The organism is Flavobacterium sp. SP2 (genome assembly GCF_057626655.1).
The window spans coordinates 755856-780387 of record NZ_JBVHBT010000002.1; the positions used below are offsets into that span (position 1 = coordinate 755856).

General features: G+C 34.1%; 24 protein-coding genes. 20 read left to right on the forward strand and 4 right to left on the reverse strand.

From position 1 onward, the window contains the following. Positions 1 to 12: 12 nt before the first annotated feature. Entirely contained in the window at positions 13 to 873 is an 861-nt protein-coding gene (locus ACZ098_RS07800; protein ID WP_487311181.1) for an MBL fold metallo-hydrolase, read from the reverse strand. A gap of 122 nt (positions 874 to 995) precedes the next feature. Here ACZ098_RS07800 and ACZ098_RS07805 point away from each other — a divergent pair, with 122 nt between their 5' ends. From ACZ098_RS07805 to sufD, 11 genes are all read left to right on the forward strand, one after another. Further along, entirely contained in the window at positions 996 to 1616 is a 621-nt protein-coding gene (locus ACZ098_RS07805) for a response regulator transcription factor (protein WP_487311182.1), read from the forward strand. 12 nt (positions 1617 to 1628) lie between these two features. Further along, positions 1629 to 3386 (forward strand): sensor histidine kinase, encoded by a 1758-nt coding sequence (locus ACZ098_RS07810; RefSeq protein WP_487311183.1) that lies wholly within the window; start codon positions 1629 to 1631, stop codon positions 3384 to 3386. A 206-nt stretch (positions 3387 to 3592) separates the two neighbouring features. Next, entirely contained in the window at positions 3593 to 4066 is a 474-nt protein-coding gene (locus tag ACZ098_RS07815; protein WP_487311184.1) for a T9SS type A sorting domain-containing protein, read from the forward strand. Positions 4067 to 4068: 2 nt separating this feature from the next. Further along, positions 4069 to 5226 (forward strand): tail fiber domain-containing protein, encoded by a 1158-nt coding sequence (locus ACZ098_RS07820; protein WP_487311185.1) that lies wholly within the window; start codon positions 4069 to 4071, stop codon positions 5224 to 5226. Further along, complete coding sequence (locus ACZ098_RS07825; protein ID WP_487311186.1) at positions 5216 to 6016, forward strand: hypothetical protein; 801 nt, start codon at positions 5216 to 5218, stop codon at positions 6014 to 6016. The genes ACZ098_RS07820 and ACZ098_RS07825 overlap by 11 nt, the downstream gene beginning before the upstream one ends. Positions 6017 to 6044: 28 nt before the next feature. Next, a complete protein-coding gene (locus ACZ098_RS07830; RefSeq protein ID WP_487311187.1) occupies positions 6045 to 7745 on the forward strand; it encodes a hypothetical protein in 1701 nt (566 codons plus the stop codon). Positions 7746 to 7916: 171 nt separating this feature from the next. Continuing rightward, positions 7917 to 8246 (forward strand): HesB/IscA family protein, encoded by a 330-nt coding sequence (locus ACZ098_RS07835; RefSeq protein ID WP_487311188.1) that lies wholly within the window; start codon positions 7917 to 7919, stop codon positions 8244 to 8246. 78 nt (positions 8247 to 8324) lie between these two features. After that, positions 8325 to 9773: a Fe-S cluster assembly protein SufB gene (gene sufB, locus ACZ098_RS07840; RefSeq protein WP_487311189.1), complete on the forward strand. Its 1449-nt coding sequence runs from the start codon at positions 8325 to 8327 to the stop codon at positions 9771 to 9773. 31 nt (positions 9774 to 9804) lie between these two features. Continuing rightward, positions 9805 to 10152: a four helix bundle protein gene (locus tag ACZ098_RS07845; protein WP_487311190.1), complete on the forward strand. Its 348-nt coding sequence runs from the start codon at positions 9805 to 9807 to the stop codon at positions 10150 to 10152. 46 nt (positions 10153 to 10198) lie between these two features. Next, the gene (gene sufC / locus ACZ098_RS07850; RefSeq protein WP_487311191.1) at positions 10199 to 10951 is read left to right on the forward strand and encodes a Fe-S cluster assembly ATPase SufC; all 753 of its coding nucleotides are present in this window, start codon (positions 10199 to 10201) and stop codon (positions 10949 to 10951) included. 118 nt (positions 10952 to 11069) lie between these two features. Then, entirely contained in the window at positions 11070 to 12386 is a 1317-nt protein-coding gene (sufD, locus tag ACZ098_RS07855) for a Fe-S cluster assembly protein SufD (protein ID WP_487311192.1), read from the forward strand. Between the two features lie 40 nt (positions 12387 to 12426). Here sufD and ACZ098_RS07860 read toward each other — a convergent pair whose 3' ends face one another. After that, positions 12427 to 13122 (reverse strand): hypothetical protein, encoded by a 696-nt coding sequence (locus tag ACZ098_RS07860; RefSeq protein WP_487311193.1) that lies wholly within the window; start codon positions 13120 to 13122, stop codon positions 12427 to 12429. Positions 13123 to 13165: 43 nt separating this feature from the next. Next, positions 13166 to 14512, reverse strand: coding sequence for a serine hydrolase domain-containing protein (locus tag ACZ098_RS07865; protein WP_487311194.1), 1347 nt, complete (start codon positions 14510 to 14512; stop codon positions 13166 to 13168). A 279-nt stretch (positions 14513 to 14791) separates the two neighbouring features. Between ACZ098_RS07865 and ACZ098_RS07870 the strand changes: the two genes are divergently transcribed. The 8 genes from ACZ098_RS07870 (at position 14792) to ACZ098_RS07905 (ending at position 21209) form a co-directional block, all read left to right on the forward strand. Then, complete coding sequence (locus ACZ098_RS07870; RefSeq protein ID WP_487311195.1) at positions 14792 to 16006, forward strand: aminotransferase class V-fold PLP-dependent enzyme; 1215 nt, start codon at positions 14792 to 14794, stop codon at positions 16004 to 16006. Between the two features lie 12 nt (positions 16007 to 16018). Continuing rightward, positions 16019 to 16492 (forward strand): hypothetical protein, encoded by a 474-nt coding sequence (locus ACZ098_RS07875; protein WP_487311196.1) that lies wholly within the window; start codon positions 16019 to 16021, stop codon positions 16490 to 16492. Next, positions 16492 to 16911, forward strand: coding sequence for a SufE family protein (locus ACZ098_RS07880; RefSeq protein WP_487311197.1), 420 nt, complete (start codon positions 16492 to 16494; stop codon positions 16909 to 16911). Before ACZ098_RS07875 ends, ACZ098_RS07880 begins: the two co-directional genes overlap by 1 nt. 41 nt (positions 16912 to 16952) lie before the next feature. Beyond that, positions 16953 to 17366 carry a GxxExxY protein gene (locus tag ACZ098_RS07885; RefSeq protein ID WP_487311198.1) on the forward strand — a complete coding sequence of 138 codons (414 nt, stop codon included), beginning with the start codon at positions 16953 to 16955 and terminating at the stop codon, positions 17364 to 17366. Between the two features lie 68 nt (positions 17367 to 17434). Then, the gene (locus ACZ098_RS07890) at positions 17435 to 17758 is read left to right on the forward strand and encodes an SUF system Fe-S cluster assembly protein (RefSeq protein ID WP_395066634.1); all 324 of its coding nucleotides are present in this window, start codon (positions 17435 to 17437) and stop codon (positions 17756 to 17758) included. Positions 17759 to 17848: 90 nt separating this feature from the next. Next, entirely contained in the window at positions 17849 to 19684 is a 1836-nt protein-coding gene (locus ACZ098_RS07895) for an ABC transporter ATP-binding protein (protein ID WP_487311199.1), read from the forward strand. A 10-nt stretch (positions 19685 to 19694) separates the two neighbouring features. After that, a complete protein-coding gene (locus tag ACZ098_RS07900) occupies positions 19695 to 20204 on the forward strand; it encodes a DUF2480 family protein (RefSeq protein WP_487311200.1) in 510 nt (169 codons plus the stop codon). Between the two features lie 78 nt (positions 20205 to 20282). Then, positions 20283 to 21209, forward strand: coding sequence for a DUF3078 domain-containing protein (locus tag ACZ098_RS07905; RefSeq protein WP_487311201.1), 927 nt, complete (start codon positions 20283 to 20285; stop codon positions 21207 to 21209). 199 nt (positions 21210 to 21408) lie between these two features. Here the strand turns inward: ACZ098_RS07905 and hflX are convergent, their stop codons facing one another. Continuing rightward, positions 21409 to 22632, reverse strand: a complete 1224-nt coding sequence (gene hflX / locus ACZ098_RS07910; RefSeq protein ID WP_487311202.1) for a GTPase HflX — start codon at positions 22630 to 22632, stop codon at positions 21409 to 21411. Between the two features lie 187 nt (positions 22633 to 22819). Between hflX and ACZ098_RS07915 the strand changes: the two genes are divergently transcribed. Further along, on the forward strand, positions 22820 to 24532 hold a 1713-nt coding region (locus ACZ098_RS07915), incomplete at its 3' end, for a fibronectin type III domain-containing protein (RefSeq protein WP_487311203.1).

Genomic DNA, 24532 nt, shown 5'->3' on the forward strand with positions numbered 1-24532 from the left:
AAATGATTAACATTAGATTAAGATATCTTCACACTTGAAAACTTCTTTCAATCGAATGCCTTTTTCGGTTTTTTCTACGGTTATAATTTCGTTATGTGCGTCGTGTTCTAACAATACATAAAAATTATTCTCGGCACAATTTTCTAAAAATTTCGATTTTTCAGGCATCGTTAAAAGTGGTCGTGTGTCGTAACCCATAACGTACGGCAATGGCAAATGTCCGGCAGTCGGAATCAAATCGGCGCAAAAAACGATGGTTTTATCTTGGTATTGAATGTGCGGGATCATCATTTTTTCGGTGTGACCATCAACAAAGAAAATTCCAAAATCCAGTTCTGATTTTTCTAAGAAATCTCCTTCAGGTCTTTTTATGAAATTAAGTTGGCCGCTTTCCTGCATTGGCAAAATATTTTCAGATAAAAAAGAAGCTTTTTCACGTTGATTGGGTTTGGTTGCCCATTCCCAATGATTTTCATTTGTCCAAAACTTCGCATTTTTAAAAGCTACTTCGTAACCGGTTTTGTCTTTGTTCCAAATTACACTTCCACCACAATGATCAAAATGCAAATGGGTCATGAAAACATCGGTGATGTCATCGCGATGAAAACCATACTTTGCCAAGGATTTGTCTAAAGAATGGTTTCCCCAAAGTGAGTAATAACTAAAGAATTTTTCGGACTGTTTGTCGCCCATTCCGGTATCAATCAAAATGAGTCGGTTACCTTCTTCAATTAACAAACATCTTGCGGCAATGTCTATAAGATTATTTTCGTCAGCGGGATTGGTTTTATTCCAAATCGTTTTTGGTACCACGCCAAACATTGCGCCACCATCTAGTTTAAAATTGCCTGATTCTATAGGATACAGTTTCATTTATTTTTAATAATTTCAAATTGGATTGCAATTTAATGGTTTAAATTTTATTTCGTACGCTTATTTGCGTATTTTAGAAGTGTTTTATTATTTTTAATATTGTCACTTAATAAATTGGTAAGATGAAAAAAAGAATTGGCATTGTTGAGGACAACCGTGATTTGCGAGAGGCATTGGCAATGATGATTCAGTTTACCGAACACTTTGAACTTGTTGCAACATTTGAAAATGCAGAAGAAGCGATTGAAACCGTTCCAACAATAGCTATTGACGCTTTACTGATGGATGTAAATTTGCCCGGATACAGTGGTCATGAATGCGTTTCTATACTTAAAACCCGAAAACCATCACTATTGTTTTTGATGTGTACATCGTATGAAGATGATGACATAATTTTTAAAAGTTTAAAAGCTGGAGCAAGCGGGTATATTTTAAAAACAGAAGGTCCAACAAAAATTATTGATGCGCTTAATGATCTTTTTGATGGCGGAAGTCCAATGAGTAGTAGTATTGCAAGAAAAGTTGTTGCCAGTTTTTCTAATTTTCAGAACAAAGAATTGGAAACTTTGACAAGCCGTGAAAAAGAGATTTTGAATCTTCTTGCCACCGGTCAAATGAACAAAGAAGTCGCGTACACATTAGAAATTAGTATTGGAACGGTGCGCAAACACATTCAGAATATTTACGAAAAACTCCATGTTAATACCCGTGTTGAAGCGGTAAACGTGTATCTGAAACGCTAATACTTGCGCAGCATGAAATTTTTTTTATCCTTCTTTATTTGTTTCATTGCAACATTGACATTTTCTCAAGAAAAAGTTTCGGCATTAGTCTTGGGATTTGAAAAGTGCAAAGAGGTTTCTTGTAAAATTGATCAAGCACTCCTTATTTCAGAATATTATCTGGAACTTGACGATATCGCTGCATCTCAAAAGTGGCTGAACCGCGCTAAAAATAGTAAGCCAAAAAATTTAAGTATCAAACAGCAATATCTAGTAAACAGCCTGCAGTCGGAGCTTTTTTATTATATGGGATTGTATCAGTTTGGACTCCACGAGGCTCAAAAAGGAGTAGAAATTTCAAAGGAGATGAATGACAGTTTGTATATTGCTAATTCGTATCTGATGGAAGGTATCAACTATTTTGAAATTCCTAACATAAACAAATCGGAGAAAGCACTGCAACTTGCCAAGAATTATTTCCCACAAAAAAATGTATCTAAGAATAAACGTTTTCAAATCAACAAGGAATATATTTTTAACAATATTGCACAGTTAAAACTGAAAATTTCTCAATTGGATTCCTGTTATATTTACAATAAAAAAGCATATGGAATTGCACAAAAATCTGCCAATTTTCGCTGTATTGCCAATGTAGAACGTACATTTGGCGAGTTGTTTATGAAAAAAAGCCAAACCGATTCTGCACAAGTATATTTTGAGAAAAGTGTAGCAACTTCCATCAAAGCAAAAATTTATGACACTGCTTTGTTGGGCTACTCCAATTTAATGCAATCGACAACTGATGACGCGGTTAAAATAAACGTTTTTTTTAATAAAGGTCAGCAGCTAATTGAGAAGTACAACGTAAATATGGCCTTTCAGAAACAATTCTATCAACAAGCCCTTCCAATTTACAAGTTAAGTGACAACAAAAAAATGTTGCTTTCGATTCAGGAGAAGTTGCTTTTTCTAGATCAGAAAATTAATTCTAACGGGAATATTTATATTCAAAACATTACAAATCAATATATTAATAGCGAGAATAAATTATTACAGTCCAAAATTAATGATCTTGACAAACAGAAGAACATTAGAATGTGGCAATTACTTGCAACCTTATTTTTTGTACTAATTTTACTGCTTGCCATTTTGATAATCAGAAGGAAAAACAAACTTCAGAAGTCACTTTTGGATCAGAAAAACGAGATTAGTAAAGACCTTCACGACGACATTGGAAGCGGTATAAGCAGTATTTTAATTCATGCCGATTTGCTCCTGAAAAATTCCGAAGCGTCTGAAAAGCAAAAATTTTTAGCTTCAAAAATCAATTCAACAGGGAAAGAGGTTTCCCAGCGGATGAACACTTTTATCTGGTCGTTAAATGCTGATAATAATTCCTTACGGCATTTTGTAGAATATGTAAAAAATTACGCCATAACTCTTTTTGAAGGCACTGCAATTCAATTTGTTTTTTCCGAAGATAATGTGTTTGAAAATCAAATTAAGATAAATGGAACCATTAGAAAGAATTTGTTTTTCTGTATCAAAGAAATCCTCAATAATTCCTTAAAACATTCTTCAGCATCAGAAATTAATTTTAATCTAAAGCTTTCTGAGAAGCACACGCTAATTGTTCAAATACATGATAATGGCACAGGTTTAAAGAAGGACAATATTTTTGGGAATGGCTTAAAAAACATTCAAAACAGAGTCGACTTTATGGACGGTAAATTCACTACTAAAAACGACGGTGGTCTTTTTACAGAAATCACCATTCAGATTGGTTTTTAAGTTAAACTTCTAAAATCAATAAATGACATATACGCCAAAGGGCGTATTTTTTTTGTTTATAACTCGTGTAAAACCGTCATAACGCACTAAAAATCAATATTTTCTAAGTTTTACACTACTCTCAATTACGTATTGTACACCTTTCTGTTTTACTACAATTTTACAATCAGTTAAAATTGAAAAAAGCACTTTTAAATTTATTTATTATGAAAGGTATTACTCTACTATGTATGTTTTTTTGTCTGTCAAAACTTGTGGCACAAAATGCAACCGTTGCATCTGGAGGAAATTCTTCAGGTTCTGGCGGATCATCAAGCTATTCTATCGGACAAGTATTTTATTCCAGTACTACCGGTTCGAATGGTTCATTCAGTCAAGGTGTGCAGCAACCCTTTGAAATTTTTACATTAGGAACCGACGAATTTCCTGAAATACAATTAACAATGGCTGTTTTTCCTAATCCAACTACATCATTGGTTATCTTATCGATTCAAAATTACAATTCCGAAGAACTAAATCTTCAACTATTTGATATAAATGGTAGAATAATTCAATCGCAAAAAATTACTCAAACCGAAACGCAGATTTCTATGGAAAATTTGTCATCCGCAATCTACCTGTTACAGGTTTCAGGCAATAACAGACCAATAAAAACTTTTAAAATCATTAAAAACAACTAAATATGAAAACAATAATCAATTCTATTTTTCTTATTTCTTGCTTCCTTTCTGTTTTAACTATTCAAGCACAAGCACCAAACAAAATGAGCTATCAAGCAGTTGTTCGTAATGCTTCTAATGTTTTAGTCACCAATCAACCTGTTGGCGTTAGAATTACTATTTTAAGCGGATCACCAACCGGAACAGAAGTTTATAAAGAGTTATTTAACCCCAATCCAGCTACCAATGCAAATGGTTTAGTAACTCTTGAAATTGGCAGCGGAACTCCAATTACCGGTTTATTTACAAACATCAATTGGGGAGCCAACACTTTTTTTGTCAAAACAGAAATTGACCCAACAGGTGGAACTAATTATTCTATAATAGGAACAAGCCAGCTACTTAGCGTTCCCTACGCATTTTCAGCAAAAGAAGCTACAAATAATTGGGGCTTAAACGGAAATACTAATGCAACAACTTCAAGTTTTATTGGAACATCTGGTTCTACTCCTATCGTGCTAAAAATAGGTACAAGATTTGCGGGAAGATTGATTAGTCAAGGCGGCCCAAACGGTTTCAATTGTTCCTATGGTGTTGATGCAAATCCACTCAATGGTGGATCATCTAATACGGCAGTTGGAGGTTTGGCACTTGCACAAAACATCATAACAGGAAGCGCAGAACTGACAGGATTTAGTAATACAGCGGTTGGATTTGCTGCACTTAATAATGTAACAAGCGGCAGCAATAATATTGGTATTGGCACGAGCGCACGAGTTGCATCTGGTACAGCATCAAACCAAGTAAGAATGGGTGATATCAATATCACTCTAGCCACTATGCAAGTAGCTTGGTCGGTATCGTCTGATAGCATATGGAAAGAAAACATTCAAACTTCTTCGCTTGGTTTAGACTTCATTAAAGATTTAAAACCGGTTTCCTACACTAGAAAAAATGATGCAAGCAAAAAAACGGAATATGGTTTTATTGCACAAGAATTAGAGAAAAGTCTTACTCATTTTGAAGCAAAAAATAATGGTATTATCTCTATTGACGACGAAGGAACTTATAGCGTTCGATACAACGATCTTATGGCTCCAATGGTTAAAGCTATTCAAGAACAACAAGCGATTATTGAAAAATTAAAAGAAAAAATTGAACAACTAGAAAATGAAAAATAAATCATATCCTTTTTTACTGGTTTTGTTTGTCACAGTGACTTTAATTTCGTGCCAAAGCAAAGAAAAAACAGAAGCTTCTGCATCAACTAAAAAAGTGGTAGAAACTAAAAAATTGCTAGAAAGTAAATTTTCAGGAAAATTTTCAGGCATTTTTAATGGAAGTGAAATAGTTGTGACTCTTACTTCTCAAAATAATTCTGATAAAATTGAAGGTGAACTTTGGATGAATAACGAACGAGCAACTATTAAAGCTGCCGAAAGTAATGGCGTTGTAAGTGGATTAATTGTAGAAGACACTACCAATAAAACCTATGCCATAAAGATGGAGTTTGTTTCAGAAAAACTGCGGTTGTCCATGACATTTCCAGAATATAACAATCAATCTGTTACTATAGAATTGGATAAAGACAACTCCGATAAAAAAAGTTACGATGTAAATCCCAGTAAAACTAGAAATGCAAATTTGGTAGGAACTTGGCGTTATACCGAAGTACTAAGCAGTGGTTCGGGCGAATTTTATGCCTCGTTTGCAACCGATTATTTCATTCAGTTTCTTGCCAATGGCGAATGCATCACTTGGACAGGAAAAAGTGCAGGAGGAACAAACAGTGCCACATTCGAAAGTGACAACGCCAACAATATAGAACGTGTACAATGGCATACCAAAGAAAACAATTTATTGTTTGTAAATCCGCAGACGCAAAAAGAAGTTAGCATCCCTTTTTATGCTGAACAAAATCGAATGATGCTTAAAGGAAGCGTGAATAGAGTATATACAAGAGTCAATTAAAATTTAAATAACCAATAAAAGCAACAATATGAAAACATTACAAACCCTTTTCTTATGCCTTTTTTCCTTATGGATGGCAAACACACAAGCACAAAAATTAGAATTAAAGAAAATTTCGGCAACAGATTTTGCCAAATTTAAAACTTTAAAGAAACCAAAAGTGCTCATTCCCTATGTCAATAAATCATCCAATTCTATAAAAGTTTACAAAACAAATCAAAATTCAGAAAGTGATAAACTAACAGAGAAACAAAAGCCTACTTCAAATGGAGATAAAAACTGTGCGCCAGCAGAAATTTCATATAAACTTTCTTCAGATAAATTAACACCAGTTAGTTCTACAATGAATATTAAACTAGGAAATGTTTTTGATTTAAATAAATTTCGATCTGGTAATTACAGTGCTATACCTTACACATTACTCAATGACGGAGCATTAACCATTGGAGGAGGCTCAACCTCAAGCCAAGTTTTTGGAATTCTTCCTAAAGGAATGACCAATCTAGAACTATACGCTGAGGTAAATAAAATTACTAGAGGAATGCTTACTGAGCCAGAAACAAAACAATTTATGGTTCAAAAAATGGAACGCAATTTTAAATTAATTTTCGCTAGTTCAAGAAATCAGCTTAATGCAAATTTGGGTGTTTCCTATTCAGATGTAACTGGAAATGTAGCTAAACTAAATACAAAATTAGATATTTCTTCTGACAGTCAAACCTATACTGCTTTTTATAAAGAGGAAAGTTATTCAGAACAACTCGTTATGACCGATAAAATAATGGATTCCACCAATCCAGATCTAGTATATGTAAGCAAGGTAATTTATGGTCGTTTAGGATTTTTTGAATACACAACTACCAAGAATTTACTAAAATTTGGCATGGATGCTAACGGTGGATTTAACTATTCGGGAGCAAAATTTAGTTCAGATTTAGATGTTAGTACCGTTAAAAACGACGAAAGTGCACAAATGACCGCATTGCTTTTTGGAAATACAGGAACTAGTAAATTACCCACTAGTAAACAAGAGTTTATTAATTGGGCTAATGAAACGCCTTCTACAAATGCTATGGTTCCTGTAGGTTTTATATTGTCATTTGTTGATGATAACTCTACCGCTTATTTCGTAACAAGTGGCTCAGATCCAGTTCAAGTGTGTGCACCAAAACCTGAAGGAAACCGAAAATATGATGTTAAAATTAAACTTTCGCATATGGAGCTTAAAGGCGTTTGCGAAGCACCTTTTGACGACACTGAAGATATTTGGGGAAAACAGGCTATTACGTATCTTCAAACTATAAAAGACGGTAAATCAGTAACCAAAGTTTCTGAAGATAAAATTTTATGGGAAAAAGCAGATAAAGATGGTGTTAAAAATGCTCTAAAAGATAAAGATGTGCTGCGCATAAATAAAGAATATGTAATGACCAATCTTACAGAAGAGGAAGTTAAAAATTTAAACATCTGGTTTGGAGGTCGTATGTACGATTACGAGCCGACAGGTTCTCCTAGATACAATTGCAAAACTTGTAGTGAACCACAGGAAAATCCATATAAGGCGAAGTTTAGGGTAAAGGAAAACCCTACTACTATAAAATCAATTGATGAGCTTATCAAAGGAGCAGATTATAAAGATTTAGATACCGGAAACGAAATGACTTTGGTTTATAAAGAATGCAGCAGTACCATTAATGTTGTATACAAACTACAGGTAAAAAGTTATTAAGTGATTTAGTTCAATAAGTTAAAGTGTCAAAATCCTTTTTCATTAATTTGAAAAGGGATTTTTCTATTGAATAAATCTATGCAATCATTCGTTATAAAAATGTTAGGAATTATGTAAAAAACGAAATATGACGTATCTTTGCAGTTAATTTAGACAAAATCAAAATAGAAAATGATAAAAGTATCTGATGACGCAAGTAAAAAAATCGTTGCTATGATGCAAGAAGACGGTTTTGATGCAGCCCAAGATTACGTTCGTGTTGGCGTAAAAAGTGGTGGTTGTTCGGGTTTGTCATATGAATTAAAATTTGACAAAGAACTAGGCGAAAACGACAAAGTTTTTGAAGATAATAATGTAAAAATAGCCGTAGAAAAGAAATCTTTCTTGTATTTAGCAGGAACAATTTTGGAATTTTCTGGCGGATTGAACGGAAAAGGATTTGTATTTAATAATCCAAACGCGAGTAGAACTTGTGGTTGCGGAGAATCGTTTTCACTATAGTCAAACGTCGAAAGTTATCATGTCGAAAGATTTGCGCTGGCTTTATGACCTTAGACTTTTAAAATTTAAGACTAACAAATGAGTAAATATACCGAAGACGACTTAAAAATAGAGTTAGAAACTAAAGAATACGAATATGGTTTTTATACCGATTTAGATTCTGAGACATTTCCTATTGGGTTAAATGAAGATATTGTTCGTGCGATTTCTTTGAAAAAAGAAGAACCGCAATGGATGACCGATTGGCGTATTGAAGCCTTTCGTGCTTGGCAAGAAATGATTGAGCCAGAATGGGCAAATGTTACCTATGAAAAACCAGACTTTCAGGCAATATCCTATTATTCAGCACCGAAAAAAGCCGACCCTAATAAAACTTTAGACGACGTTGATCCAGAACTTTTGGCAATGTACAAAAAGCTGGGAATTTCTGTTGACGAACAAAAAATGATGAACAATGTCGCTATTGATATTGTTGTAGATTCAGTTTCTGTTGCTACAACTTTCAAGAAAACATTAAACGAAAAAGGAATCATTTTTTGCTCTATTTCAGAGGCAATTCGTGAATATCCAGACTTAGTTCAAAAATATTTAGGAACCGTTGTTCCACAAAGAGATAATTTTTATGCTGCTTTAAATTCGGCTGTTTTCTCTGACGGAAGCTTCTGTTATATTCCAAAAGGCGTTCGTTGTCCAATGGAATTATCAACTTATTTTAGAATTAATCAAGCAGGAACAGGTCAATTTGAAAGAACACTATTAATTGCCGATGAAGACAGTTATGTTTCGTATCTTGAAGGTTGTACTGCGCCAAGTCGTGACGAAAATCAATTGCACGCAGCAGTTGTAGAGCTTATTGCTTTGGACAATGCTGAAATAAAATATTCTACCGTACAAAACTGGTATCCAGGAAATAAAGAAGGAAAAGGTGGCGTATATAATTTCGTAACCAAAAGAGGAATTTGCGAGAAAAGTGCCAAGATTTCATGGACGCAAGTCGAAACTGGTTCTGCAATTACTTGGAAATATCCATCGGTAATTTTGAAAGGCGATAATGCTGTAGGCGAATTTTATTCGATTGCAGTTACCAATAATTTTCAGCAAGCGGATACTGGAACGAAAATGATTCACATCGGAAAAAATACAAAATCTACGATTATTTCGAAAGGAATTTCAGCAGGAAAATCTCAGAATAGCTACCGTGGTTTGGTCCGAATTGGAGCAAACGCTGATAATGCGAGAAACTTTTCGCAATGTGATTCGCTTTTGATGGGAAATAATTGTGGAGCACATACGTTTCCGTACATCGAAAGCAAAAATACTTCTGCCAAAATCGAGCACGAAGCAACAACAAGTAAAATTGGTGAAGATCAAGTTTTCTATTGCAACCAAAGAGGAATTCCAACAGAAAAAGCTATCGCGTTAATCGTAAACGGTTTCAGCAAAGAAGTATTAAATAAACTTCCCATGGAATTTGCGGTGGAAGCTCAGAAGTTACTTGAGATTTCGCTTGAAGGTTCGGTTGGGTAATTTGAAAATGCGCTAATTTGAAAATTTGAAAATGGAGGCAAAGGAAAATGTCATTATAAAGTTAACTTTTCAATTTGCATTAGAAATAGTTAAGTATTGTGAAGATTTACAGTTGGCCAAAAAGTATGTAATTGCAAATCAACTCTTAAAATCTGGGACATCAATTGGAGCAAATATCAGAGAAGCACAGAATGCAGAAAGTAAAGCAGATTTCATCCATAAATTTAAAATTGCCGCAAAAGAAATAGAAGAAACAATATATTGGTTAGAACTTTGTAAATATTCGGAAAATTACCCAAACACAGATGAATTAATCGAACAAATAAATAATATATCACGAATAGTCAATAAAATAATAATAACATCAAAACAAAAATAAACTTGGAATTTCCAAATTTCCAAATTATTAAATTTCCAAATTAATTATGTTATCAATAAAAAATTTACACGCTTCAGTTGAAGACAAAGAAATATTAAAAGGAATCAATCTTGAGATAAATGCAGGAGAAGTTCACGCAATTATGGGTCCAAATGGTGCTGGAAAATCTACACTTTCTTCTATCATTGCAGGAAACGAAAACTATACCGTTACTGATGGTGAAATCCTTTTGGAAGGTGAAGATATTTCAGAATTGGCTCCAGAAGAAAGAGCGCACAAAGGAGTTTTCCTTTCGTTTCAATATCCTGTTGAAATTCCCGGAGTTTCGGTTACCAATTTTATCAAAACATCGATAAACGAAACCAGAAAAGCCAACGGAAAAGAAGACATGCCAGCAAACGAAATGCTGAAATTAATCCGTGAAAAATCTGAATTACTAGAAATTGACCGTAAATTTCTTTCTCGTTCGTTAAACGAAGGATTTTCTGGCGGAGAAAAGAAACGTAACGAAATTTTCCAAATGGCGATGTTAGAGCCGAAATTAGCGATTCTAGACGAAACCGATTCTGGTTTGGATATTGATGCGCTTCGAATCGTTGCAAATGGTGTAAACAAGCTTAAAAATCAAAACAACGCTGTGTTAGTAATCACGCATTACCAACGTTTGTTAGATTATATCATTCCAGATTTCGTTCACGTTTTAATGGACGGAAAAATTGTAAAATCAGGTGGAAAAGAGCTTGCATACGAATTGGAGGAAAAAGGATACGACTGGATTAAGGCAGAACTAGAGGTGTAAAAAATTAGATTTGAAACCATTAAGAAATAAAGTTTCATTAAGCGTAACACCTTAATTTTCTTAATTTCTTAATGGTTTAAATAAAATATTTGTGATTTTTAAAATCCCAACTAAAAATATGGAATTAAAAGAAAAATTAATCTCGTCTTTTATGGCGTTTGAAGAGAAGATTGACGTGAATTCCGATTTGCACGATATCCGAACTTCGGCTATAAAAAACTTTGAAAATAAAGGTTTTCCAACCAAAAAAGAAGAAGCCTGGAAATATACGTCACTGAATTCAATTCTAAAAAATGATTTTTCAGTGTTTCCAAAACACGAAAATTCAATTGAATTCTCAGATGTAAAAAAATATTTCATCCACGAAATTGACACGTATAAAGTCATTTTTGTAGACGGAATTTTCTCTTCGTTTTTATCGTCAACAACGCACGATGGACTGGATGTTTGCTTAATGTCATCGGCATTATCAAAGCCAAAATATAAGACGGCAATCGATGAATATTTCAACAAAATTGCTAGCAAAGATGAAAGTTTAACTACTTTAAATACCGCTTTCGCAAATGAAGGCGCGTACATCAACATTCCAAAAAGCAAGGTGGTAGAAAAACCAATCGAAATCATTTATTTCTCTACAGGAAAAGAAAATGCACTTTTGGTTCAGCCAAGAAATTTGGTAATTGTGGGTGAAAATGCTCATGTTCAAATAATTGAAAGACATCAGTCGTTAAATGAAAATCCGGTTTTAACCAATTCAGTTACCGAAATTTTTGCTCAAAAACGTGCCATTGTAGATTATTACAAAATCCAAAACGATTTACAATCTGCGAATTTAATTGACAATACTTACATCGCTCAAAAAGAGCAAAGCCACGCTTCGGTTCACACGTTTACTTTTGGTGGAAATATTACCAGAAACAACCTGAATTTCTATCATCAAGGCGAACATATCGATTCAACTTTAAAAGGAATTACGATTATTGGCGACAAGCAACACGTAGATCATTACACGTTGGTTCAACATGCAACTCCAAATTGTGAAAGCCATCAAAACTATAAAACCATACTAAATGATAGCGCAACAGGCGTTTTTAACGGTAAGATTTTTGTAGAAAAAGAAGCGCAAAAAACCGATGCTTTTCAGCAAAACAACAACATTTTGTTAAGCGATAAAGCAACCATAAATGCAAAACCACAATTGGAAATTTTTGCTGATGATGTAAAATGTTCTCACGGTTGTACAATTGGTCAACTAGATGAAAGCGCCATGTTTTACATGCAACAACGCGGAATTCCAAAGAAAGAAGCCAAAGCATTATTGATGTACGCCTTCTCAAACGAAGTTATTGAAAGTATCAAAATACCAGAATTAAAACAACGAATTACCAAAATTATCGCTACTAAATTAGGTGTTAATTTAGGGTTTGATTTATAAAAAAAAGGTTGTCAATTTTGACAACCTTTTTTGTTTTCCTTTAATTCAATAGGTAACTCTCAATTGTTTTTTCCGTTACAGAGTTGTCCGAATTTACAGTAATAAAATTGATAATACCGATATTTTCGGCAAACCAATACTCTTCATTTGCGTTGCTAATTTCTCCATTAGCATTTATATTAATATTTATAATTGTTTTAATCACATTAGGATAAGTAATTCCTCCTAAAACTACTTCGCCTTTAAAATAATTAGTAGCAGTATATTCAATATCAAAGGGTAAAGTTCCAGATTGTCCGCCACCTGAAAAACTTAATTTGGGAGAAATTGATCCTGTCCATTGTTGATTTAAATTATAATCATCTTTTAAAATCGGCACTTCGTAACTAGCTATAGTTGCTGTAATTCCTTCAACATTGAAAGATGTTTTTCCAACTTTTAAAAAATAAGTAGCGCCTTTTTTTGCAAAATATTGTTGCGCATCAACTTCAGAACTGTCATCTGTAAATTCATAATATTTTTTTCCGCTAAAATTAGCTGTTCCAATAATTTGAATTTCATTAAGTAAACTCTGATCTTGGTCCAAATACGTCCAAGTATTGTTTACAGATAAAGGTAAAAAATCTCCAGTTGTAGTTCCAAATGATTCGTTATTACTATCATCATTGCTACAAGACGTAAATGTCATTGCAGCAAAGACAAACAATACGGTTAAAATTCTTTCTGTTTGTTTCATGATTTAATTTTTTTGCGAATATATAGAAATTTAATTTAGAACTTTATTTCTTAATACTATTCACAATCTCGCTTAAAAATCCATTAAAATCAAATGCTGGATTCTCTTTCAATCCCATTCGCACAATCACCAAATCGTGACTTGGAAAAACAGCTACCATTTGCCCTTGAAAACCACTCGCATAAAACATATCTTTTGGAACATTTGGGAAAAATCCACGAGCGTTTAACCAAAATTGACCTCCATAGCGTCCGTTGGAAGTGTTGGTTGGCGTGGCTACAAATTTTGCCCAACTTTCGTTAAATAATTGTTCGCCGTTCCAATTTCCTTTGTGTAAATAAAGTAATCCAAATTTTGCCCAATCTCTTGTAGTTGCCCAACCATAGGACGAACCAACAAAATTTCCAGTCATATCGGTTTCAACCAAAGCGGAGTTCATTCCAATTTTATCCAACAAAGACGAATACCAAAAATCTAAATATTCCTGATGCGTTTTAAACTGATTGCGTAAAATTTTAGACAATAAATTTGTAGTTCCAGAGGAATAATTCCAATGTAAATTTGGTGGAAATTTAGCTGGTTTTTCAAGTTGCATTTGTCCCATATCTTCGGCTTGAAAAAGCATTTTTGTAGCATCACAAATTTTATCATATTGCTCTTCCCACTCCAAGCCAGAATTCATGTGAAGCAAATCTTTCGTGGTAATTATAGCACGTTCATCTTTTTGCCATTCCGCAATTGGAGCAGGTTTGTTGATGTCAAATTTGCCTTGTTTTTCAAGAATTCCAAAATAAGTAGCGGTAATACTTTTAGTCATCGACCAGCCCAAAATTCTGGAATTTTTATTGAAATCAGCAGCATATTTCTCTGCAATTATTTTATCTTTATAAATCACGATTACCGAACGAGTTCGTTTGTCTTTTTCACCTTTTTTGTCAAAAGCATTAGCGACAGCAGCATTTAATTTTGCATAATCAATGTTTGAAAAAACAGTGTCTTTAGGTTCATTATTACCATAAGGAAAAGGTAAATTATTATTTAATTTGTTTCTTTTCGGAACTTCATAAGGTTTAGCAACATCAAAATCATCGTTTATTAACGTCGCACCAAGTCCTTCACGGTAAATTGCTTTGCGTTCTTTTAATCCAAAAACAGTTGAGGTTACGGACTTTTCAGTAGCGTTAATGGTATTTGTTGCCCAATCAATTTTTGGAATATCGTTGTCACCACGTTCTATGATTTCCAACGATCGATTGTCATTGAAATGTCCTGAAGCTACGCTTTTTGCAGAAAATCCAGAAATTAAATCGAGTTGCGGATAAATTGCAATTTTTAAATAAACCAAAAGCAGCAATACTAAAACAGCAACTATTTTTAGGAATTTTTTCATAAAAGTAAATTTTCAGCAATTTAGGAAATTATTTTTTGAACCACATAGAAACATAGATTTTGATTTTTAAATTTAAGGCATTTTATTATATTAAAGTTTTCATAGCTATGTTGAACTGCAAAGTTGCTATTTCTATCTTTTTTAAGATTTTCAATCTATGTTTCTATGTGGTTAAAATAAAATCTTAAGATTGCTAATCATTCATTAATTATTAACAAACGTTTGATAAAATTCCACTGCAATTTGCGTACTTTTGTATTTAGAATTTTTATAAATAAGATGTTAGACATAAATAAAATAAGAGCTGATTTTCCGATACTTTCACAAAAAGTAAACGGAAAACCATTGGTGTATTTCGATAACGGCGCAACTTCGCAAAAACCTCAAGTTGTGATTGATGCCATTGCCAAATATTATCAGGAAATTAATGCCAATATTCATCGCGGAGTTCATACGCTAAGCCAATTGGCGACAGATGCTTATGAGGTTTCTCGTGGTAAAATTCAGAATCATATTAATGCAAAATTTCCTTACGAAGTAATTTTTACTTCAGGAACTACACATTCCATCAATGCGGTGGCAAATGGTTTTGCATCGCTTTTAAAAGTTGGTGATGAGGTTTTGGTTTCGGCATTAGAACATCACAGTAATATTGTGCCTTGGCAGATGCTTTGCGAAAAAACCGGAGCAACGTTAAAGGTAATTCCGATGAACGATGAAGGCGAATTGATTATCTCAGAATTTGATAAATTGCTTTCAGATAAAACCAAAATTGTAACGGTAAATCATATTTCAAATGCTTTGGGAACTTTGAATCCGATAAAGTATATGATTGACAAAGCGCATGAATTTGGTGCCGCTATTTTAATTGACGGCGCGCAAGCAGTTCCGCATTTAAAGCCAGATGTTCAAGAATTGGATTGCGATTTTTATGTTTTTTCAGGACATAAAATTTGCGGACCAACAGGAACCGGAATATTGTACGGAAAAGAAGAATGGCTTAGAAAATTACCGCCATACCAAGGTGGAGGAGAAATGATAAAAGAAGTTACGTTTGAAAAAACTACGTATGCCGATTTACCTCATAAATTTGAAGCTGGAACGCCAAATATTGCTGGCGGAATTGTTCTTGGAACAGCAGTGGATTATTTGAACGAAATTGGATTTGATAATATCGCAGCTTACGAACATGAATTGCTCGAATACGGAACTGAAAAATTACTGGAAATAGAAGGTTTAAAAATCTTTGGAACAGCGAAGGAAAAAACTTCGGTAATTTCGTTCAACATCGAAGGAATTCATCCCTACGACATTGGAACGATTATTGACAATAAAGGAATAGCAGTACGAACTGGTCATCATTGTGCGCAACCGATTATGGATTTCTTCAAAATTCCGGGAACTATAAGAGCAAGTTTTGCCTTTTATAACACCAAAGAAGAAATTGATTTTATGGTTGATGCAATTAAGAAAGCTAAAACAATGCTGTTGTAAAAAATTAAAATTATGAGAGTAGTATCTATTTTATCGTTTTTATTTATGACTTTAATAAGTTGTAATTGTCAGAAAAAAGCTGTTGAAGCAAGTTCTGAAACTTCAGTAAATGCTAAAGAAGCCAACGCCAATATGGAATTAATTTACACTGCAAATACAAGAGGTTTTTATCAAAAAATTACAGTAAAAGATCAGGAAGCATTTGTTTCTAGCGATAGAAATTCAACTGAAATTGGTCAAAGTCTAAAAATTTCTGATGCCGATTGGAAAGAACTTTCTGCTTCTATGAATAATTTAAAATTAGACCAATTGGCAACCTATAAAGATCCAACTCAAAAGCGTTTTTATGACGGTGCGGCAATTGCAAATTTAAAAGTTGTTGCCAACGATAAAGAATACCAAACGGTAGATTTTGACAACGGATTTCCTCCAGTTGAAATTGAAAAATTGGTAAACAAAATAACATCACTTGCTAAAAAAGAATAATGAGCATAAAAGAAATACAAGACGAAATTATTGATGAATTTTCAATGTTTGACGATTGGGATGAACGTTTTCAATATGTAATCGATTTGGGGAAAAACCTTCCATTAATTGATGAAAAATTCAAAACGGACGAAAATACCATTAAAGGTTGCCAATCGAAAGTATGGTTAAATGGAGAAAAAACAGAGGACAAAATTGTCTTCACTGCTGATAGCGATGCCATCATTACAAAAGGAATCATCGCCATTTTAATCAGAGTTTTTTCAAATCAGAAACCTGCTGATATTTTGGAAGCTAACACTGATTTTATTGACGAAATTGGATTAAAAAGTCATTTATCGCCCACACGCGCCAACGGATTGGTGTCGATGATAAAACAAATAAAAATGTATGCTTTGGCGTATCAATCACAGAATTAAATATTTAAACCATATAAGAAATTTAAGGTCATTTAAGCTCGATGGAAATAACAAAAACTTATTTAAAAGATTTGGTTTATCAAGTTAATGGCGCTGCAATTGAAGTTCATAAGAATCTTGGACCTGGTTTATTAGAAAGCATTTACCATAGATGTTTAGAGAAAGAATTATCTATTAGAGATTTTAATTTTAATACAGAATACATAATTCCAATTAACTATAAAGGATTGCAAATTGACGCAAATTTAAGATGTGATTTATATATTGAAAAATGTTTGGTGGTAGAGTTGAAATCGGTTGAAAAAGTTTTACCTATTCATGAAGCACAACTTTTAACTTATATGAAACTTATGCAAGTACCGATGGGATTAATAATTAATTTTAATGTCACAAATATTTACAAAGAAGGACAAAAAACTTATGTAAACGAAATTTTTAGAACATTACAAGAATAAATACAAAACAAACTTAAATGAACTTATATGACTTATATGGTTCAAAAAACAGTTGAAATTAAATAAAAATGGAAGAATTTAAAGACGAAATAAACTTAGGAGAAGACGTAGTAAAAGTGTTAAAAGGAATCTACGATCCAGAAATACCAGTTGATATCTACGAATTGGGATTAATTTACGACGTAATGATCAACGAAGACAACGAAGTGAAAATTCTAATGACATTAACTTCACCAAATTGTCCTGTTGCAGAAACTTTACCAAGAGAGGTTGAGGAAAAAGTAACTAAAATAGAAACCATTAAATCATGTGAAGTAGAAATTACTTTCGATCCGCCTTGGAGTAAAGATTTAATGAGTGAAGAAGCTAAACTTGAGTTAGGAATGCTTTAAGTAGTCATAAAGTCCAAAGTCTTAAAGTCGAAAGACGCACTTTATAAATACTTTAAGACTTTCGGCTTTTGACTTTAAGACTCCAAAAAAATGGCAAGAACGCAACCCAAATCCTTAAACGACAATCAAAAAATCGGATTTAGAACTTCTTTCGGTTCGCTTTCGTTTATACCTCGTTTTTTTAAGGAAATTTGGCGCACCAATAAGAAATTATTTCTCGCGTCGGCGTTCTGCAGGTTAGTGGCTGCGTTATTGCCCGTTGCGATTTTGTGGGTTGGAAAAATCATTATTGATGCCATAATTCAGATCACCTCACACGGAGAAACTGATTATTCCAGACTTTGGAAATTCGTTGCTTTGGAGTTTGGCTTGGTTGTACTTTCCGATTTAGTTGGTCGTGCTATTTCGTTAACAGACGGAATTCTTGGCGATCAATACAACATCAATAGTTCGGTTAAAATCATCAAAAAAACGAATGAAATTGACATCAGTTTATTAGAAAATTCTGAATTTTACGATAAATTGGATCGTGCGCGAACGCAAACTGCCGGTCGTGTAGATTTGATGTCAAATGTTTTAGGTCAGGCGCAAACTACTATTTCGATTATTTCACTTGTCGTTGGATTGATTTATTTTGAACCGTATCTTATAGTTTTACTAGTTCTTAGTATCATTCCTTCGTTTATAAATGAAGTTCGTTTCAGTCAACAGCAATATTCGTTAGCACGAAGTTGGACCTCAGAACGACGCGAATTGGATTACCTTAGATTCATTGGTGCCAACGACAAAACGGCCAAAGAAATCAAGCTTTTCGGCTTGACCGATTTCCTTGTAGAACGATTTCAAACCTTGGCAACACGCTATTTTAAGTTAAATAAAACGCTGGTTGTAAAACGTTCGAGTTACGGATTTCTGTTCAATGTTTTGGGTTCGTTAAGTTATTATGCAGCATATATTTTTATAATTTACAGAGTACTTTCAGGCGTAATTACACTTGGTGAACTTACGTTTCTATCAGGAAGTTTCAATAGACTGATGAACAGTCTGCGTGATTTCTTTTCAAAATTTACGCGGATTTCCGAAAGTTCATTATATCTAAAGGATTATTTCGATTTTCTCGATATTTCATCAGAATCCAATACAAAAGAAGATGTTCCGTTACCGGATAAAATCAAAATCGGATTCGAATTCAAGAATGTTTATTTTGCATATCCAGAATCGGACAATCAAATATTAAAAGATGTAAGTTTCGAAATAAAAGCTGGAGAAAAAATTGCATTTGTTGGACAGAATGGCGCTGGAAAAACTACGCTTACCAAATTAATTCTCCGTTTTTACGAACCTACTTCGGGCGAAATTTTATTGGACGGAATCAACATCAACCGATACAATAAAGCCGATTATCAGGAATATTTTGGCGTACTTTTTCAGGATTTCTTTCGCTATGAATTTTCGGTTAAGGAGAATATTGCGATTGGAAAAATTGATGAAATTGACAACCAGCAACGTATAGAAAAAGCCGCAGAATTGAGTTTGGCAGACGAAGTAGTTTCTGAATTAAAATACGGTTACGAACAGCAACTTGGCAAACGATTTGTAAAAGGTCAGGAATTATCGGGCGGACAATGGCAGAAAATTGCGTTGGCACGAGCCTACATGAAAAATGCTGAAGTGATGATCTTGGACGAACCAACATCGGCACTGGATGCCAAAGCCGAAAGCGAAGTTTTTGAACGATTTATAGGATTAATTAAAAATAAAACCAGTGTTATTATCTCACATAGATTCAGTACAGTAAGGCAAGCAGACCGAATTATAGTCTTGGAGGAAGGACGCATTTTAGAATCTGGAACGCACGAAGAATTGATGGAAAATAACAAGTTGTACGCACAATTGTTCACATTGCAAGCCGAAGGTTATCAATAAAAAAAGTAGTATGGAAGACGAAATTATAAATAAAGTAGCCAATTCTGTTCTCGAAGTTTTCGATTTGGAAGATTATTATCAAAACGGAATTCGAACACAAATTGACATTTCTCAATGGCTTTATGAAGGCTTTCTTTTAAAGGAAAAAGACTTTCGGGAAGCGTTAAAAAATCACGATTGGTCGCAATATCAAGATCATTATGTTGCAGTAAATTGCTCAACGGATGCTATAATTCCGGCTTGGGCAAGTATTTTAGTTACAGTATACGCAGCGCCATTTGCCAAAAAAGTCATCAGCGGCAACTTGGAAGATATTGAAACGGCATTGTATCAGGAAAAACTTCCAACTATTGATTATTCGTTCTATCAGGACAAACCAGTTATCTTAAAAGGTTGTTCTAAAAAACCAGTTCCGCAAAGTGCTTACTTACTTGCAATTCAGTATTTACAACCATTTGCAAAAAGTATTATGTATGGAGAAGCTTGCTCGGCAGTTCCATTGTTCAAAAAGCAGAAGTAGCACATGCATTTGGCTATCTAATTTTAACATTTTAACAGTTTTAGTATCTTTGCATTTCTAATTCAAAACAATTTAAAGATGAAAAGAACTTTAATATTACTAGTAATGGTGTTTTGCGTAAGCTTATTAAATGCACAAAACACTGAAAAAGAACTGGCTCAGAATACTGAAAAAGCAGTGAAAACACTTCAGGATACTACTCTTGGTTGGACAAAAAAAGGTAATATTATTTTCCTTTTCAATCAGTCCAACTTCAATAACTGGGCTGCAGGAGGTGAAAATAATATTTCGGGAAATCTTGGAATCAACTACGATTTCAATTACAAAAAAGAAGATTGGACTTGGGATAATAAAATTTTGGCTTCCTACGGATTAATCCAGTCCAAAAATTCAGAATTCGAAAAAAAGACCGATGACCGATTGGAATTCAATTCAATAGCTGGAAAAAAAGCATTTGGAAATTGGTATTATTCTTTCTTTCTAAACTTTAGAACACAATTTACTAAAGGATTTGTTTACGGAAAAGATGCAAACGGAAAAGAAATTAGAACCGAAAACACCAACTTTCTTTCGCCAGGATACTTAACTTTTGGACCTGGATTATTTTGGAAAAAAAGCGACAATTTAAAAGTAAATTTGGCTCCAGCAACTTCAAAAATCACGTTTGTTGATAAAGATTATACTTCAATTCCAGGTTATGTTGATGGATCTTATTTTGGTGTCGATGCCAATAAGAGCTTGCGTTACGAGTTAGGATTTTATGCTTCGGGTTATTACAAATTCAACATTATGGAAAACGTATCTGCCGAAAACACCTTAAACCTATACAGTAATTATCTGGAAGATCCACAAAATGTAGATTTAGATTACACCTTGTCAGTTGTAATGAAAATCAACAAATATTTCTCAACCAATCTTGCGTTTCAAGCCGTTTACGACGACAATGCCTTTCGCGGATTGCAAACCAGACAGGTATTTGGTTTAGGCGTAAACTACGGATTCTAATTAATAGTTTCATAATATAAAACCGCTACTCGTTAGCGGTTTTTTTATGGCGAATGGCCGCGCTTTCCATTGCAAGTCCTCACAAAAAAGCGGTGGTTCTAAAGTTTAAAAAGAGCTTCCGTTGGTCGCTTTTTTAAACCAAGAACCACACGCTTTTTTTGTTCCGGGCTTTTCATTTTAATCGCTATCGCAACCAGAATTACTCTACAATTATATCTTTAAAATCAGGATATAAGAATTTATTATAAGGAAAACGAGTAACATGAATTTCGCGTACTTTTTCATAAACACGTTCTCTAAATTCTTCAAAATTTTCTTTCTCAATAGCCGATATAAATAATGCGTTTTCACTTCCCACTTTGCTCATCCAAGTTTGTTTCCATTCTTCAAGAGTATTGTGTCTGTTGGTTTTTTCGGTCATTAAATCATCTTCCTCAATAGTCAAATGTTGGTAAGCATCAATTTTATTAAAAACCATGATTACCGGTTTGTCGCTGCATTTAATATCCTGCAAAATCTGATTTACCGATGCAATATGATCTTCAAAATCGGCATGAGAAATATCCACAATATGAAGCAATAAATCGGCTTCACGAACTTCATCAAGTGTGCTTTTAAAAGATTCAATTAATTGTGTTGGTAATTTTCTGATAAATCCAACTGTGTCTGAAAGTAAGAAGGGTAAATTGCCAATTACAACTTTTCTCACAGTCGTATCAAGCGTGGCAAAAAGTTTGTTTTCTACAAATACTTCACTTTTACTGATGACGTTCATCAAGGTCGATTTTCCAACATTAGTATATCCAACCAAAGCCACGCGAACCATGGCGCCACGATTACCGCGCTGCACCGATTGTTGCTTGTCTATAGTTTTAATTTTTTCTTTCAATAAGGAGATTCTATCACGAACAATTCGTCTGTCGGTTTCAATTTCAGTTTCACCTGGACCACGCATTCCAATTCCACCTTTCTGACGTTCCAAGTGCGTCCACATACCAGAAAGTCTAGGTAGTAAATATTGGCATTGTGCTAGTTCTACTTGCGTTCTCGCATAGGAAGTTTCAGCACGTTGAGCAAAAATATCCAAAATAAGATTTGTTCTGTCTAATATCTTGGCATCAATAATAACCTTGGAAATATTTTTTTGCTGTGAAGGCGATAGCTCATCATCAAAAATCACTGATGAAATGGCATTTTCCTTACAATATAATGCAATCTCATCCATCTTACCTGTTCCTAAAAAGGTTTTCGGATTGGGTTTGTCCATTTTTTGCCAAAAACGTTTAACCACTTCACCACCAGCAGTGAAAGTCAAAAATTCAAGTTCGTCGAGGTATTCTACCAACTTTTCTTCGCTTTGATTTTGGGTTACCACGCCAACAATTACGGTCTTTTCAAAATTTGTTTTTTCTTTTTCTAACATATCAATTATTATGTAGCAAATTTAGGCAATACAAAGTAAATTTATCGAAATAACCAAATAAAAGTAATCATATGTGACAATTAAAATAGTTAAATATTACAATTTGTTAACTTTTTTCATAATTTTTGTTAAATTTGGGGATTCAATAATTTCAAACAAACATATCAACTAACTAAAAAATTCATTAATGAAGAAAATTACTTTACTATTAGTTTTTTTATTTCTTTCATTTTTTGGCTTTTCTCAGGGATTGCCATTAGAAGGATTTGAAAATACAATTGGTCCAGATTTACCTTCTCCGACCACTCCTACGGATTGGACTTTAGGATCTGGAACACCAGGAAATCAATGGGCAGTATTTGACAACGGTACTGGACTTACCAAGCGTTGGGATATTGTAACTGCACCAGCCAATGTTTATGCAGGAACCAATTCTACATTTATTGATGTTGAGAATATCAATGCCAATAACACTTCAGAAGATTACTTGGCAACGCCACTGATCACCGTTCCGACTAATGGTCAATTACGATTTTGGACACGAACAGGTTCTAACGGAGATCAAGGTTCTATTTTTCAAATTAAAGTAGCACCTGTTACAGGAACTCAAATTAACCCTGCAGATTATACCTTAATCCAACAATGGACGGAAACTTCCCTTACAACAGCATTCAATACTTATGAAGAGAAAGTTGTTAGTTTGAATGCCTTTGCAGGACAACAAGTTTATGTAGCTTTTGTTAGAGTTTTCACTCAACCAACAGCAGCTTTAGGAGGTGATAGATGGTTTATTGACAATGTTCAAATTATACAACAGTGTTTAAATCCAACTGGTTTAACAGCTACAGCAGTTACATTTAATGGTGCAAGTTTATCTTGGACTAGTCCAGGAGTAACTTCATGGGAAATTGAAGTTTTACCAGCAGCCAATGTACCAACAGGAGTTGGAGTGCCATATAGTGGTGCTTTGCCTTATGTTGTAACGAATTTATTACCAAATACAAATTATCAATTTTTTGTACGATCAGTTTGTGCTCCAGGAAATCCAAGTGGATGGGCAGGTCCAATTAACTTTACCACAACAACAGCACCGCCTGTTTGTGGAGGTAACTTTGTTGATGCCGCTGGTCCAACTACAAACTACGCCAACAATAGTGATTCAACAGTAACTATTTGTCCTGTTACACCAGGTGATCAAGTAACCGTTACATTCACTGCTTTTAATACAGAAGCTACTTGGGACGCCTTATACGTTTTTAATGGTAACTCAATTACCGCACCACAAATAGCAAGTGCCAATCCAGCAGGAAATGTACCTGGAGGATTAGCAGGAGGATATTGGGGAACTGTAATACCAGGTCCATTTACCTCTACAAGTCCTGACGGATGTTTGACTTTTAGATTTAGAAGTGACCCTTCGGTAAACAATCCAGGATGGATAGCCAATGTAACTTGTGCGCCACCTCCAACATGTACCAAACCAACCAATCTTGTTGCTTCAGGTGCCACATCTACCACGGTAAATTTAGCGTGGACACAACTACCTAATCCAAACAGTAGTGTTGCTACAACATGGCAAGTATTGGCTTTACCTTGTGGTTCGCCATTACCAACACCAGCATCTACTGGATTTATAACAGCCTCTACAAATCCATTCGTATATACAGGATTGACAGCTGATACGTGTTATAATTTTTATGTAAGAGCAGTGTGTTCTCCAACAGAAACAAGCGATTGGTCTGTAGGAGCAACAGCAACTACTCAAATAACACCACCAGTATGTGGAGGAACTTTCACAGATCCAGGAGGAGCAAATGCTAATTATGCTAACAACGTAGATAATACAGTAACCATTTGCCCAACTACACCAGGCGATGCCGTTACCGTAACTTTTACATCA

What these genes read in the sequence shown, in the direction of transcription:
- ACZ098_RS07800 (WP_487311181.1), bottom strand. Translation starts at nt 873, where the DNA reads ATGAAACTGTATCCTATAGAATCAGGCAATTTTAAACTAGATGGTGGC.
- ACZ098_RS07805 (WP_487311182.1), top strand. Translation starts at nt 996, where the DNA reads ATGAAAAAAAGAATTGGCATTGTTGAGGACAACCGTGATTTGCGAGAG.
- ACZ098_RS07810 (WP_487311183.1), top strand. Translation starts at nt 1,629, where the DNA reads ATGAAATTTTTTTTATCCTTCTTTATTTGTTTCATTGCAACATTGACA.
- ACZ098_RS07815 (WP_487311184.1), top strand. Translation starts at nt 3,593, where the DNA reads ATGAAAGGTATTACTCTACTATGTATGTTTTTTTGTCTGTCAAAACTT.
- ACZ098_RS07820 (WP_487311185.1), top strand. Translation starts at nt 4,069, where the DNA reads ATGAAAACAATAATCAATTCTATTTTTCTTATTTCTTGCTTCCTTTCT.
- ACZ098_RS07825 (WP_487311186.1), top strand. Translation starts at nt 5,216, where the DNA reads ATGAAAAATAAATCATATCCTTTTTTACTGGTTTTGTTTGTCACAGTG.
- ACZ098_RS07830 (WP_487311187.1), top strand. Translation starts at nt 6,045, where the DNA reads ATGAAAACATTACAAACCCTTTTCTTATGCCTTTTTTCCTTATGGATG.
- ACZ098_RS07835 (WP_487311188.1), top strand. Translation starts at nt 7,917, where the DNA reads ATGATAAAAGTATCTGATGACGCAAGTAAAAAAATCGTTGCTATGATG.
- sufB (WP_487311189.1), top strand. Translation starts at nt 8,325, where the DNA reads ATGAGTAAATATACCGAAGACGACTTAAAAATAGAGTTAGAAACTAAA.
- ACZ098_RS07845 (WP_487311190.1), top strand. Translation starts at nt 9,805, where the DNA reads ATGGAGGCAAAGGAAAATGTCATTATAAAGTTAACTTTTCAATTTGCA.
- sufC (WP_487311191.1), top strand. Translation starts at nt 10,199, where the DNA reads ATGTTATCAATAAAAAATTTACACGCTTCAGTTGAAGACAAAGAAATA.
- sufD (WP_487311192.1), top strand. Translation starts at nt 11,070, where the DNA reads ATGGAATTAAAAGAAAAATTAATCTCGTCTTTTATGGCGTTTGAAGAG.
- ACZ098_RS07860 (WP_487311193.1), bottom strand. Translation starts at nt 13,122, where the DNA reads ATGAAACAAACAGAAAGAATTTTAACCGTATTGTTTGTCTTTGCTGCA.
- ACZ098_RS07865 (WP_487311194.1), bottom strand. Translation starts at nt 14,512, where the DNA reads ATGAAAAAATTCCTAAAAATAGTTGCTGTTTTAGTATTGCTGCTTTTG.
- ACZ098_RS07870 (WP_487311195.1), top strand. Translation starts at nt 14,792, where the DNA reads ATGTTAGACATAAATAAAATAAGAGCTGATTTTCCGATACTTTCACAA.
- ACZ098_RS07875 (WP_487311196.1), top strand. Translation starts at nt 16,019, where the DNA reads ATGAGAGTAGTATCTATTTTATCGTTTTTATTTATGACTTTAATAAGT.
- ACZ098_RS07880 (WP_487311197.1), top strand. Translation starts at nt 16,492, where the DNA reads ATGAGCATAAAAGAAATACAAGACGAAATTATTGATGAATTTTCAATG.
- ACZ098_RS07885 (WP_487311198.1), top strand. Translation starts at nt 16,953, where the DNA reads ATGGAAATAACAAAAACTTATTTAAAAGATTTGGTTTATCAAGTTAAT.
- ACZ098_RS07890 (WP_395066634.1), top strand. Translation starts at nt 17,435, where the DNA reads ATGGAAGAATTTAAAGACGAAATAAACTTAGGAGAAGACGTAGTAAAA.
- ACZ098_RS07895 (WP_487311199.1), top strand. Translation starts at nt 17,849, where the DNA reads ATGGCAAGAACGCAACCCAAATCCTTAAACGACAATCAAAAAATCGGA.
- ACZ098_RS07900 (WP_487311200.1), top strand. Translation starts at nt 19,695, where the DNA reads ATGGAAGACGAAATTATAAATAAAGTAGCCAATTCTGTTCTCGAAGTT.
- ACZ098_RS07905 (WP_487311201.1), top strand. Translation starts at nt 20,283, where the DNA reads ATGAAAAGAACTTTAATATTACTAGTAATGGTGTTTTGCGTAAGCTTA.
- hflX (WP_487311202.1), bottom strand. Translation starts at nt 22,632, where the DNA reads ATGTTAGAAAAAGAAAAAACAAATTTTGAAAAGACCGTAATTGTTGGC.